Here is a 12867-nt window from a genome sequence, read left to right on the forward strand (position 1 = left end):
GGGGTTGCGCCAAGCCTCCGGTCAGCGCCCGAAAGGCTCTGTCGCCTGCTCGAGCCAGGCTTTAACCGAGGCATCCTCGATCAACGGCAGCAGCGCCGCGCGTGTCTGGGCGTGATAGTCGTCGAGCCAGCGCAGTTCGTCCCGCGTCAACAGATCTTCAACAATCAGCTGACGATCGATTGGCACGAAGGTTAGTGTCTCGAAGCCGAGCATCGGCTGATCCCCGCCGTCGATCGCCTCAGCCTCCCGCACATAGATCAGGTTTTCAATCCGGATGCCGAAGCTACCGGGGCGATAATAACCCGGCTCGTTAGACAGGATCATACCGGGCAGTAGTTCCTGCGTCGACAGACGCGCAATCCGCTGTGGCCCTTCGTGAACGGAGAGATAGGAACCGACGCCGTGGCCCGTGCCATGGGCAAAGTCGGCTCCAGCCTTCCACAGCGCTATACGAGCGAGCGGATCGAGATCGCAGCCACGCGTTCCCTTTGGAAAACGGGCCGTGCTGATCGCAATCATGCCCTTCAGCGCCAGCGTGAAGAAACGCCGCTGCTCGTCTGAGACCGAGCCAACTGCGACCGTCCGGGTAATGTCGGTCGTGCCGTTCACATATTGCGCACCGGAATCGATCAGGAACATCTCGCCATCGTTGATGCTCCGATCGCTATCCGTCGTCACACGGTAGTGCATGATCGCGGCATGTTCGCCGGCACCGGCAATGGTTTCAAAGGACAGATCCTTGAGCGGGTTTTGCATCCGCTCGCCGACCCGCAATCGGCTCCCTTCGAGTGCCTTTGCAGCCGCAATTTCGGTCAGGCTGCCAGGCGGCTGCGCACCGAACCAGTGCAAGAACTCGACGACGGCCACCCCGTCCTGAAGATGTGCGGCAGCGGACCCGTTGAGCTCCGTCTTGTTCTTCACCGCCCGGCCAAGCTTTGCCGGATCATCGCCTTCGATGACCTCTCCACCAAAGGTGCGGATCATGAAGATGAGGGCAAACGAGGTCAGGTCGGGATCCACAAGGATTCGGCGCCCGCCCGCTGCAAGCTCTTCAAGACGTTTGGCAAGGAGGCTTGGATCGACCAGTTCGCAGAGGTCGCCGAGATAGAAGCCGACATCCGAATTGATCTTGCGGCCGTCGACAAAGAGTTGGGCCTTGCCGTTGGCGGTGATGATCGCACGCGAAAGCGGATGCGGCGTGTGCGGAACGTCGGCACCGCGAATATTGAAGATCCACGCCACAGACGAGGGATCGGTCACCAGCACCGCATCGAGCTTCTTGTCCGAAAGTTCGCGTGCGATGCGCGATAGCTTTTCTCCGGCCGGCATGCCGGCGAGCGATTCTCTCTGTATGGACACAGGTCCAAGCGGCTCGGCCGGGCGATCTGTCCACAAACGATCGACAGGATTAAACGGCAGAAGCACGAGCGTGCCCCCCTTGTCCGCCAGCGCCCTTTCTATACGGCGCACTTCGGCGCCTGTATGCATCCAGGGATCGAGACCGAGGCGAAAGCCAGCATTGGCATGGGTCAGGATCCACTTATGCGGTGGCTCGCCGACAAGATCCCCGCGCGTGAAGACGGTGGTATCGACCTGCTGGTCAAGTTGGGTCACATAACGACCGTCAACAAAGACGATTGCCGAACTCTCGGTGACCAACAACTGGCCCGCAGAACCGGTAAAGCCCGTTGCCCACAAAAGCCGCTCGGCAGAGGCTGGAACATACTCACCAAGGAATTCGTCAGAGCGCGGCACGAGGATGGCGTCGACCGCCAGTTCGGTAAAAAGCCCTCTCAGCGCAGCGATCCGCGCCTTGCCGTGCTCGGGTGTGGATTTGACGTCGAATGACTGAAACATGACATGCCTGCACAATGAATGGGAATCCTGCGTCGCTTATAGCAACTCGCTACCTGCCTGCCCATCCACCTCATGGGATGGACCTGCCGTCCATCGGGCTGCCCCGCGCCCTTGTCCAAATTTTCAACATCGCTCATGTTGCTATGCAGCATACGCAGGCCTCCCGTGAGGGAAGCCCTCTGCCTGAACGCCCGCATTTCCCCTATATCAGGGTCATCACCGGCGCTGTTGATGCGCTGCAACCGAAAAGGATCAGAGAGATGGCACAGTCTTTCCTGCGCACTGCCTTCAACAATCTTGTCGAAGCACGTCAACGCCGCGCCGACCTCTATGCCACCGGCGCCCTGCTCTCGCTCGACGACGCCTCGTTGAAGGCCATCGGCGTCACCCGCGAAGAACTCCGCCGTCGTCCGGCCCAGCGCGCTATTTTCTGAGACTTACCGCGCTCCCGGCGCGCTTACGAGTAGTATCCGCTTGAGCCGCTGTCGTTGGGCTCGCGGAATGGCACTCGACATGTGGTGCCCAAGGCGGCTCAGCGATGAGCCGCCTATTCTTTTGCATGACGCAAGCTTTGCAAACTGACGTTAGGGATCAACCCTTGCCTTGCGTGAAGTGGATGGTCACCCAGCCATTGCGCCAGATCGTTCGCACATGAGAAAGGCCAGCGCCGCTGTAGGCCGATATCACCTTCCAGCGCTGTGCCGCCAGAATACCCGACAGGATTACCGAGCCGTCCTTGGCCAGATGCTGCACCAGCTGCGGTGCCATCTTGATAAGAGGTCGCGCCAGAATATTGGCAATGATCAGATCAAAGGGCGCGTGCTGGGCGAAAGCGGTGGAATGGAAGCCAGGCGCAGTTCGAAAATCGATCCCCTCGACGACCTTGTTGCGTCTAGCGTTGTCGCGCGCGACACGCACCGCGATCGGATCGATATCCGTCGCCAGCACCGGCACCTTGATCATCTTGCGCACCGCGATGGCCAGAACACCGCTGCCGGTGCCCAGATCCAGCGCGTTACGGACTTTGCGCGAGCGTACCACGGTCTCAATCACTTCCAGGCAACCGGCCGTCGTGCCGTGATGGCCCGTACCGAAGGCCTGACCGGCATCGATTTCGATCGCAAGATCATGCGGCTGCACCTTGTCGCGGTCGTGCGAACCATGCACCAGGAAGCGCCCTGCCCGCACCGGCTTCAAGCCTTCAAGCGACTTGGCGATCCAGTCAATGTCGGGAATGATCTCGCGCGCCACGATAGCGTCGGGAAAATCCTCCTTGATGCAACCCTCGAAGCGCGGCCGGACCTCATCCTCGTCCTCGGCCATCATATAGATGGACGCCTCCCAGATATCGGCCTTTTCATCGACCTCGGTCGTTGCGATCGCAAAATCCTCTTCCCCGAAAGCCAGGCTCATCAGGTCGAGAATACGATTTGCACCATCTTCTGTCGTGGAGACGTAAAGGCGGATTTCACTCAAGCGCGCAGTCCTTAAAGTTCAATGGTCCGCCATGCGGTACAACGCCGGCACCGGCAAGGCAACCGCTAGCGCATCGCCGCGAAAATCGGAACGGATTTTCGCGGGCGCCAATGCTCCATTTTTCGGAAAAGCCCAGCCGTCGCCCTCAACCCTTTTTCAGGTTCTCAAGCTTCTTGATCGCCGTTTCAGGATTCTCACCATAGGCGATCGTACCTTTGAAACGCCCATCAGCGTCAAGCAGGAAGACAGATGCGGTGTGATCCATGGTGTAGTCGCCGTCGGGCTGCTTTTCATCAAGCGGGATCTTCTTGGCATAGACCCGGAAGCCCTTCACAACCTCCGCAACCTTGGCCGGGTCGCCTCCGATTCCCGTGACCCGGTCGGTAACGTTGGAGATGTAGGTTCCCAGCAGTTCCGGCGTATCGCGCTCCGGATCGACCGTAATGAAATAGGCCTGCAGACCCGTCTTGTCAGGGTCGACCTGCTTCAGCCAGCTGTCGAGTTCAAACAGCGTCGTCGGGCAGACTTCCGGGCAATGGGTGAAGCCGAAGAAAAGCGCTGTCGGCTTGCCGCGAAACGCCTGCTCGGTAATCGGCTGACCGCGCTGGTCAACCAATTGGAACGGCACGCCGAACGGCCCCTCCGCGATCTGCTCGCTGGAGCGCGTGACGGAAAATGTCAGCCATGCGAGCAGTCCGGCCATGGCCAGGACGCCTGCCCAGAGAATGATCCTTACCGTTTTCATTAGGCGAGCCTCGTATCTGTTATGCTTCGCCTCGCGGATACCCTCGCCAGGATGTCTGCGCAACAATTACCCGACGCGGACCACGAGACGGCGCGCATTTGTCACGCCCAAGGAAAGAAAAGGCGCAGCCAGCCTTTTACAAACAGTAAGCCAGGCCGCTATCGATCAGCGAAATGAAGATCGCCGAACCATGCTGCATCCAGCCAATGAAGGCCAAGGCACAGACAAGCAATGTCGCCGTGGTAACCAGGGCGATCGTCAGGATCTTGTCACGCTGAAGAGTTCTGAACATGCGTCATATTACAAGATTTAGGCTTGCAGAAAAGGCAAACAAGCGGAACGGCAACGAGATTTGACTGATATCAAGGAAGAGAATGCGCTTTTGTAGCCAAGTATGATGCGCATCCGAGTCTTGGGAGGGACAAATGGAACAGCAGGCTTTGAACGGCGCCGTACTTCGCAAACCTCAGATCCATCGGATCAGGGTGTCCGACGTGTTCGCGAGTTTTGCCGCAGGCTGGCAGGACTTTCGCGCCTACCCCCTGTTCGGCATATTCTTCGGCAGCATCTATGCCCTCGGCGGACTGTTTATAGCCGTAATGCTAACGCGCTATCATATGCCGTGGATGATCATCCCGGTCGCCATCGGCTTCCCCCTTGTCGGGCCTTTTATCGCTGTCGGCCTTTACGAGATCAGTCGAAGGAGGAACCAAGGAGAGGCGATCACCTGGCGCGGCGTTCTCGCCGAAGTGTTCCGCCAGCGCGAACGCCAGATGTCGTGGATGGCCTTCGTCGTGCTGTTCATCTTCTGGATCTGGATCTACCAGGTCCGCCTCCTCATGGCCCTCTTCCTTGGCTTTCGCATTCCATCGACGCTCGAAGGTTTTGCACATGTCGTGACCCAGACACCGGAAGGCATTCTGTTCCTCCTGGTCGGCACCATCGTCGGCGCGGTCCTCGCGACCGTCCTGTTCAGCGTGACTGTCGTCTCCATGCCGCTTCTCCTGGAGCACGAGTTGGACTTCATCACGGCGATGCTGACCAGCATTCGTTGCGTGATCGAGAACCCGATACCCATGCTTCTCTTCGGTGCAATCGTAGCCGGGGCCGCCATCGGCGCGCTGGTCCCGGCATTCCTCGGTTTGCTTGTGGTACTGCCGATCGCCGGTCACGCAACGTGGCATCTTTACCGAAAAGCCGTCACCACAGACCCGTGACTATGGGACTGAAGAGCTACTCTGGGAGGCACTAGGCTACCCCAGGAACAACCGTTAGCTCCGATTTAACCAATATAAGCGATTCTTCACGTAGCCGGGAATCGCTGCGAACACGCGCGCCTTCCCGCCAGATCTGGAACTTGGGCGTATGCGGCACCGCCTCGAGATGCCGCAGCTTGATGGGGACGTAATGCCACAGATCAAATCCGGTCACGGAATGTCGGTGAAGCAACGCATACTGACTCTGGCAGCAGCCGCAATCCTGGGTATAGGTACCATGCTGGGGATTGGTTGGTACCAGAACACGAAGCTTGATTCAGCACTCAATCACTCCATCGAGATCCAGAACGAGGTCGAGCGGATCAATGAAATGAGGTTGGCAAACGCCAACATGGTGCTGGCAGCAATGGACAGCATTATCGACCGTGGTGAAGGCAAGATCCAACCTGATCGCGTGACAATCATCGATGGTGCCTTGACCCTGCTGCGGGACAATTTGCCATCCCTCAAGGCGATTGCTGCGGAAACAAATGCCAGTGCACTCCTCGACAACTATGACGCCGACATCGCCGAACTGAGGAAGGCAGTCCAGGTCGACCTTCCGCGCCTTATCGAGACCGGCGCACCCGAAACAGAATTCGGCGCTATCGATGACGCCATTGACGGAGCCGGAGAGCGCGTATCCAACGCACTGAACCAGTTGTCCAAAGAGGGCGGAAATCTCGTCGAGCAAAATGTGGCCGAGGCAACATCGCGCAGCAGCCAGTCCCTCATCTTCCAGCTTGTGACCGGCGCCATCGCGTTTCTGACCGTTATGCTTCTGCAATTGCTTCACGGCAATTCCATCGTCAACGGCATCCGAGCCGTGCGCTCGAGCATGCAGCGCATCGTTGACGGCGATTATCAAACCGATGTCGACGGGAGCGAACGGCAAGACGAGATCGGCGACATGGCTCGTTCGGCGGAAATCTTCCGACAGGCAGCGATCGAAAAGCAATCCCTCGAGAGCCGGACATCCGCCGAGCGCCTTCTCACGGAACAGCAGCGCGAAAGCCGTGCGGCGGCCCTCGATGCAGACACCCGCGCCTTGCGGGCGGCCGTAGACGCGCTCGCTACAGGCCTCATGCGTCTTTCCGATGGTGATTTGACGACGGAGATCGTAACACCCTTCCCGACCGATCTGGAGCGCCTGCGCCACGACTTCAATGCCGTCAGCATCAAGCTTCGCGCAGTCATGCAGGAGATCACGGTCAACAGCAGCTCGATACGGGCAAACAGCTTGCAGATGCGTGCGGCAGCCGATGACCTCGCCAAGCGCACCGAACAACAAGCCTCGTCGTTGGAAGAAAGTTCAGCCGCACTCGCGCAGTTGACTGCAACCGTACATAGTGCGGCAGAGCGTGCAGAAGAGGCATCACGTCTCGTGGCACAGGCCAAGGACAGAGCCGAGGAATCCGGCGCTGTGGTCAATGATGCCACATCTGCAATGGGACGCATCCAGGATGCGTCGAGCGAGATCGGCAAGATCATCAACGTCATCGACGAAATCGCCTTCCAGACAAATCTCCTAGCCTTGAATGCGGGCGTCGAGGCCGCAAGGGCGGGAGAAGCCGGTAAGGGCTTCGCGGTCGTGGCTCAGGAAGTCCGGGCTCTGGCAGGCCGCGCAACGGACGCGGCGCGGGACATCAAGGCCCTGGTGAACAGATCGACACTCGAAGTGCGCTCCGGGGTCGAATTGGTGACCGCCGCTGGACAAGCATTGAGCGGAATCGGCGAAGAAGTTCTGAGAATCAACGATCTCGTTAAGGCAATCGTTACCAGCGCACGTGAACAATCAACGGGACTGAGCGAGATCAATTCAGCCGTCGGGCAAATGGATCAGGTCACGCAACAGAATGCCGCGATGGTGGAGCAGACCAATGCGGCAAGCCATACCTTGGCGAGCGACGCAGAAGGTCTCACGCGCCTTGTCGGGCAGTTCAAGATGAACGGAACTGACCCTGCTCATGCAGAAAGAGCACAGCCGGCGAGAGCGGATGTGAGACCTGAAGCACCTCGTCCCCGCGCTGCTATTGGCGCGGTACCGAGATACAACCGTAGCGCCATGGCATCGGCCAACCATGCCCCGGCGCAAGAACACTGGGAAGAGTTCTGAAATGAGCAATGCAATCAAGCAATCCGGCGCCTATCTGGAAATCGTATCCTTCCATCTCGGCGACCAGGAATTCTGTATCGACATCATGGCGATCCGCGAAATTCGTGGCTGGGCGCCCGTGACGCCGATGCCCCATACTCCGCCTTACGTCCTCGGCCTCATCAACCTTCGCGGCGCGGTGATCCCGGTAATCGACATGGCGTGCCGCCTGGGCATGAAGATGACCGAACCCTCAGAGCGCGCTGCCATCATCGTCACCGACATTGCCGGCAAGCTGGTTGGCCTCCTGGTCGAACAGGTTTCCGACATGATGACGATCAAAAGCGAAGACCTGCAGCCGGCACCGGAGATCATTCCGGAAGCCCAGCGCGCCTTCTGCCGCGGCATTGTCGCCCTCGAAAAGTCGATGGTTTGCTTCCTGAACCTCGACACCGTCATTGCAGACGAACTGGCTCAGGCAGCCTGACATCATCCGACGCTCTTCCCGGAACACCAGCCTCGCCCAAAGCGGGGCTGGTGTTTCGTTCTGCGTAACGCACCGTAAGCGCAAAGCATCACATCGCCCCGGCGATCAAATATATCAACAAATCAAGATTAGTTATTATTAATAAATATCTTAAGGTGAAGTGGAACTCGAAAGGCAGACGCACGTTTCTCCATAGCTTCAGACGAAGCGAAAGTTTTTGTACGGAACCCAAGGAGAAATACCATGAATTCTGCTGTTAAACTCGCTCTCGCCGGCGCCATGTCGATCACTTCGCTCTCGGGCGTAGCCATGGCCCAGACCACTGCTCCGGCAGCGCCAATGGTCGACTCGACAACCACCACTGGTTCCACCACCATGACGGATGGCGTTAGCATCATCCGCCTTGACAGTCTGGACAATGACCAGGGTCGCCAGGAGCATACGCGCCTCGAGCAGCTCACCAAGGATCAGGCCGCTATGGCTGAAGCCCAGTCCGAAGTTGGCGCCGATCCGGCCCTGATGCAGGCCCTGCAGGCCCAGAGCGTCGAAGCCACCAATGTCATTGACGTTGAAACGGCTGCAAACGGCGGCAAGATCGTCTACGTCAAGTAACGATGAACATTTCCCCATCGAAGCCCTGGAGCCCATCGGCTCCGGGGTTTCTTTTGCAACTCCGACTCAGGGCTTGTCCTTGGTCCAAACGACCTTCTGATCAAACAGGGGTACAGTCGAAATCGCCATTTTCGCTGAACCGTCGACAACCTGGCGCGAATGAATGAGATAGATCAGCGTGTCGTTGGTCTTGTCGTAGATCCTGTTCACATACAGTGATTTCCAGATGATCGAGCGGCCCTCGCGAAACACCTCCTCACCCTCTTCTGAAAGATCGATATCACCAATCTCGATCGGACCGGTCTGGCGGCAGGCGATCGAGTTGTTGGAGGGGTCCTCAAACCAGTTGCCCTTGCTGAGCCGGTCAATGATCGACCGGTCGAAATAGGTGACGTGGCAGGTGACGCCCTTCACCTCGGGATCGCTCACGGCCTCGATGATGATGTCGTTGCCGACCCAGTCGACACCAACCTGGCCCACCACTTCGGCAGTCGCCAGAGCGGGGGCAAGAGCGAACAGCATGACCAGTCCGGATTTCAGCAGGCGATTGTTCACAGCCATTCAGGCCTCCATGGAATTGCACTATGAAGACGTAGGCACTCACGACTTCGTTACAAGGCTCGGCGAAGCGGCTTCGAAACGGAGCAAGCCTGATAGCCGGTTGGGTGCAACCTTCCCGGTGTTAAACTGATAACGCGCGCAAGATCCAACACATGATCAACGCCCTTTTCGCGAGCCATGGCGATGGACGCTGCCGCACAGACAACGGCATCTTCAGCGGCATTGTGATGGACGAAGCGCAGACCGAGATGACCGGCCAGAATATTGAGTTTGTGGGAAGGCAAGTGTGGCCACACCTTTTGGGCCATCTTGACCGAACAGAGATAGCTGAAACTCGGATAAGCCAGACGATAGACGTCCAGTGATGCTCGCCAGACGGAAAAATCGAAGGCCGCATTGTGGGCAATCATGGTCGCCCCGGCAAAGTCATCAGCGAACTCGTCCATGACCTCCGGAAATTCAGCAGCATCTTCGACATGCTCGGGTCGGATGCCATGAATCGCGATGTTGAACGACGAAAACCGCATCGATTTCGGACGGATCAGACGCTCTTCGACGCGCGTCACCGCCCCGCCTTCAATCCAGGCAAGCCCGACCGAACAGGCACTACCCCGTTCCTCATTGGCCGTTTCAAAATCGATGGCAATCGTTTTGCCGGAGGGAATAGAGATATTCGACATGACCTCGGCTTAAACCTTCACCAGGATTCGGACAACAACCGTGGTGAAAAGGCGGACCGCGCAACACAGTTGACACGGCATGCAACCCAGACAATGATCACGCCATGATTGCAAACCGCTCGGCAAACGTGACGCTTCACCTAACCACCGTTCTCATGGGAAAACGGTGCAGGAAGCGCGTGTCTGAAAGCTGAATTGCCTTCATAGCCCGCCAACCCTGCCCAATCGAGCAGGGTCGCAAATTGTCTCTGCTCCTGTCCCATTCAAGAAGAGTAGAGATGAACGATATGACATCCCCCAGTCCGATTGCCCCTGACGCCCGATGGCCCGCAGATCTGCGTATAAGGGCTATCCGTCCTGAAGATGCTGACGACATGGCCGCCTTGCAGAGCCTTCCCGGCTTTCGCTGCGGGACCCTTCGGATGCCATACCCTTCCGCGCCGAACGTGAAGAAACATATCGAGGGCATGGCCCCGAATGCCGTTTCACTTGTTGGCTTCATAGGCGACGTCATGGTCGGCAATGCCGGACTAAACCAGATGACTGGACGGCGAAGCCACACAGCCAGCATAGGCATGGGAGTTCACGATCTCTACCAACGGCGCGGCATTGGCAGAGCCTTGCTGGGCGAACTCGTGGCGATTGCCGAAAACTGGCTCAATCTCCACCGTCTGGAGTTGACCGTTTACACCGACAACCTGTCCGCGATCGCGCTCTATGAAAGCTTCGGATTTGAGCGGGAGGGCATTCACCGAGCTTACGCATATCGCGACGGCGCTTTTGTCGATGCTCTGGCGATGGCCAGGCTTCGAAAGCTGTGAGGATGGCAAATTACCCCAGGCTGGAGACCGGCTCGCGGCTCTCCAGCCTTCACCATAGTCTCCCTTTTCCGTCCTGCCCCCTATACTTTCGAGGCGTCTGCGAGTAGGAACGGCCCAACATACCCGCAATCGGCGGGCGCGGTGCCTTGGCCCGCTCTGGTGACCCATTTCGAAAGACGAACCGATGACTGATTTTGACGGCATCGTCCCGGCGATTGCCGAGGCCTTGCGCAAACGTGGCTACGACACCCTTACGCCCGTGCAGCAGGCGATGATTGATCCCGAACTTGAAACGCGCGATGCACTCGTGTCGGCGCAGACAGGTTCCGGCAAGACCGTAGCCTTCGGGCTTGCCATGGCGCCGACTTTGCTTGGCTCGGATCAGCGTTTCGGACGCGCTGGTGCACCTCTCGCTCTGGCCATCGCCCCGACGCGCGAACTTGCAATGCAGGTCAAGCGCGAACTCGAATGGCTCTATGCCGAAGCCGGCGCCATCATCGGCTCCTGTGTTGGCGGCATGGATGTGCGCACCGAGCGCCGCGCCCTTGAACGCGGTGCCCATATCATTGTCGGCACGCCGGGTCGCTTGCGCGACCACATCACCCGCAAGGCCCTCGACCTGTCGCAGCTGCGCGTCGCCGTGCTCGACGAAGCCGATGAAATGCTCGATCTCGGCTTCCGCGAAGATCTCGAATTCATCCTCGAAGAGGCGCCCGCCGATCGCCGCACGCTGATGTTCTCGGCGACGGTTCCCCGTTCGATCGCAGATCTGGCCAAGAGCTATCAGCGGGATGCCCGCCGCATCGAGACGGTTTCTGAAAAGAAGCAGCATGTCGACATCGAATACCGCGCGCTCGTCGTCGCCAATCCGGACAAGGAAAATGCGATCATCAACGCGCTGCGCTTCTACGAGGCGCGCAACGCCATCGTGTTCTGTTCGACCCGCGCTGCGGTCAACCACCTGACAGCCCGCCTCCACAATCGCGGCTTCTCCGTCGTGGCACTCTCGGGCGAACTCTCCCAGAACGAGCGTACGCATGCCCTTCAGGCCATGCGTGACGGTCGCGCCCGCGTCTGCATCGCAACCGATGTTGCGGCCCGCGGGATCGACTTGCCTGGCCTCGAACTCGTCATCCACGCCGACCTGCCGACCAATTCCGAAACCCTGCTCCACCGCTCAGGCCGAACCGGGCGTGCGGGCAACAAGGGTGTGTCGGCCCTCATCGTTCCGGTCGGCGCACGCCGCAAGGCAGAACGTCTGCTCGGCGGAGCCAATGTCAGCCCGACCTGGGCCCTGCCGCCCTCAGCCGACGAAGTACAGGCGCGTGACGACGAGCGTCTGCTTGCAGACCCATCGCTGCAAGATGCGCCGGCAGAAGACGAAGCCGCAATGGTCGCGACCCTGCTTGAAACCCACGGCGCCGACAAGGTTGCCGCCGCCTATCTGCGCCTACAGCGCGGCCATCGCTCGCCGCCGGAAGACCTGATCCCGGTCAACATGGAACAGCAGCGCAAGTCCCGCGAGATGGACGACCCGTCCAAGGCACCACCCCGTCCGCGCGCTGAACTCGGTCGCAGCCAGTGGTTCTCCGTCTCCGTCGGTCGCCGCCAGAGCGCCGAGCCGCGCTGGCTGATCCCGATGCTTTGCCGCAATGGCGGCATCACCAAGAATGAGATCGGCGCGATCCGCATCCAGCAGGAAGAAACCTTCATCGAAATCGCTGAAGACGGCGTCGAGACCTTCACCAACACGCTCGGCCAGAACATGACGCTGGAACGGGGCGTGCGCGTGTCGAAGGTGGAAGGCGTGCCGGACTTCAATGCACCGCAGAAGGATCGCCCTGCCCGTCCGCCGCGCGACGAAAACTTCAAGCCGCGCGATGACAAGCCCTATGCGGCCAAGAAATCCTTTGGCGAAAAGAAGCCCTATGGCGACCGCTATGCCGGTGGGGAAAAGAAGCCCTACGACAAGAAGCCGATGGGCGACAAGCCGTATGCCGACAAGCGCCGCGACCCGCTTGCCGCCAAGGATGCCGAAGTCTGGGGTGATGCGCCAGCACGTGCGCCGCGCGAGGACTGGGCGTCGCGCAAGCCCGCCGGCCGCGACGACCGTCCTGCCTATGCTGGCAAGAAGCCAGGCGGCCCGGGCGCTCCGCGTGATCGCGCCAAGCCTGGCCGCCCCGACAAGCCAGGCGGCTTCTCGAAGAAGGGCCCCAAGCCCCGCGGCTAATCGGTCGCGAGGCTGAGACAACGGGCCGGACCGACATGGCAATGCCA

At 59.3% G+C, this 12867-nt stretch carries 13 protein-coding genes; 7 read left to right on the top strand and 6 right to left on the bottom strand.

Annotation, left to right across the window (positions count from 1 at the left end; genetic code table 11):
* Positions 1–21: 21 nt before the first annotated feature.
* Positions 22–1857, bottom strand: coding sequence for an aminopeptidase P family protein (locus tag IP76_RS17255; protein WP_054159478.1), 1836 nt, complete (start codon positions 1855–1857; stop codon positions 22–24).
* 260 nt (positions 1858–2117) lie between these two features.
* Here IP76_RS17255 and IP76_RS23350 point away from each other — a divergent pair, with 260 nt between their 5' ends.
* On the top strand, positions 2118–2291 hold the full coding sequence (locus tag IP76_RS23350; RefSeq protein ID WP_054159546.1) for a hypothetical protein: 174 nt from the start codon (positions 2118–2120) through the stop codon (positions 2289–2291).
* A 157-nt stretch (positions 2292–2448) separates the two neighbouring features.
* Here IP76_RS23350 and IP76_RS17265 read toward each other — a convergent pair whose 3' ends face one another.
* From IP76_RS17265 to IP76_RS23355, 3 genes are all read right to left on the bottom strand, one after another.
* Positions 2449–3333 carry a 50S ribosomal protein L11 methyltransferase gene (locus IP76_RS17265; protein ID WP_054159479.1) on the bottom strand — a complete coding sequence of 295 codons (885 nt, stop codon included), beginning with the start codon at positions 3331–3333 and terminating at the stop codon, positions 2449–2451.
* A 145-nt stretch (positions 3334–3478) separates the two neighbouring features.
* Entirely contained in the window at positions 3479–4078 is a 600-nt protein-coding gene (locus IP76_RS17270; protein ID WP_054159480.1) for an SCO family protein, read from the bottom strand.
* A gap of 136 nt (positions 4079–4214) precedes the next feature.
* The gene (locus IP76_RS23355) at positions 4215–4370 is read right to left on the bottom strand and encodes a hypothetical protein (RefSeq protein ID WP_197278373.1); all 156 of its coding nucleotides are present in this window, start codon (positions 4368–4370) and stop codon (positions 4215–4217) included.
* Between the two features lie 133 nt (positions 4371–4503).
* Here IP76_RS23355 and IP76_RS17275 point away from each other — a divergent pair, with 133 nt between their 5' ends.
* The 4 genes from IP76_RS17275 to IP76_RS17290 all read left to right on the top strand — a co-directional run bounded on the left by IP76_RS17275 (position 4504) and on the right by IP76_RS17290 (position 8528).
* Complete coding sequence (locus tag IP76_RS17275; RefSeq protein WP_054159481.1) at positions 4504–5295, top strand: DUF2189 domain-containing protein; 792 nt, start codon at positions 4504–4506, stop codon at positions 5293–5295.
* 190 nt (positions 5296–5485) lie between these two features.
* The gene (locus IP76_RS17280) at positions 5486–7450 is read left to right on the top strand and encodes a methyl-accepting chemotaxis protein (RefSeq protein WP_054159547.1); all 1965 of its coding nucleotides are present in this window, start codon (positions 5486–5488) and stop codon (positions 7448–7450) included.
* Between the two features lies 1 nt (position 7451).
* Entirely contained in the window at positions 7452–7916 is a 465-nt protein-coding gene (locus IP76_RS17285) for a chemotaxis protein CheW (protein WP_006725961.1), read from the top strand.
* Positions 7917–8159: 243 nt separating this feature from the next.
* Positions 8160–8528, top strand: a complete 369-nt coding sequence (locus tag IP76_RS17290; protein ID WP_054159482.1) for a hypothetical protein — start codon at positions 8160–8162, stop codon at positions 8526–8528.
* 66 nt (positions 8529–8594) lie between these two features.
* Here IP76_RS17290 and IP76_RS17295 read toward each other — a convergent pair whose 3' ends face one another.
* Positions 8595–9050 (bottom strand): CreA family protein, encoded by a 456-nt coding sequence (locus IP76_RS17295; protein ID WP_245281495.1) that lies wholly within the window; start codon positions 9048–9050, stop codon positions 8595–8597.
* Between the two features lie 89 nt (positions 9051–9139).
* Complete coding sequence (locus IP76_RS17300; RefSeq protein WP_054159484.1) at positions 9140–9769, bottom strand: 3'-5' exonuclease; 630 nt, start codon at positions 9767–9769, stop codon at positions 9140–9142.
* 287 nt (positions 9770–10056) lie between these two features.
* On the opposite strand from IP76_RS17300, the gene IP76_RS17305 reads away from it, so the two are divergent.
* Both IP76_RS17305 and IP76_RS17310 read left to right on the top strand, forming a co-directional pair.
* Positions 10057–10590 (top strand): GNAT family N-acetyltransferase, encoded by a 534-nt coding sequence (locus IP76_RS17305; RefSeq protein ID WP_197278375.1) that lies wholly within the window; start codon positions 10057–10059, stop codon positions 10588–10590.
* A 184-nt stretch (positions 10591–10774) separates the two neighbouring features.
* Entirely contained in the window at positions 10775–12820 is a 2046-nt protein-coding gene (locus tag IP76_RS17310) for a DEAD/DEAH box helicase (protein WP_054159486.1), read from the top strand.
* Positions 12821–12867 lie beyond the last annotated feature (47 nt).

This window comes from Rhizobium sp. AAP43, assembly GCF_001296045.1.
In the GTDB taxonomy this organism is placed as follows: Bacteria; Pseudomonadota; Alphaproteobacteria; order Rhizobiales; family Rhizobiaceae; genus Allorhizobium.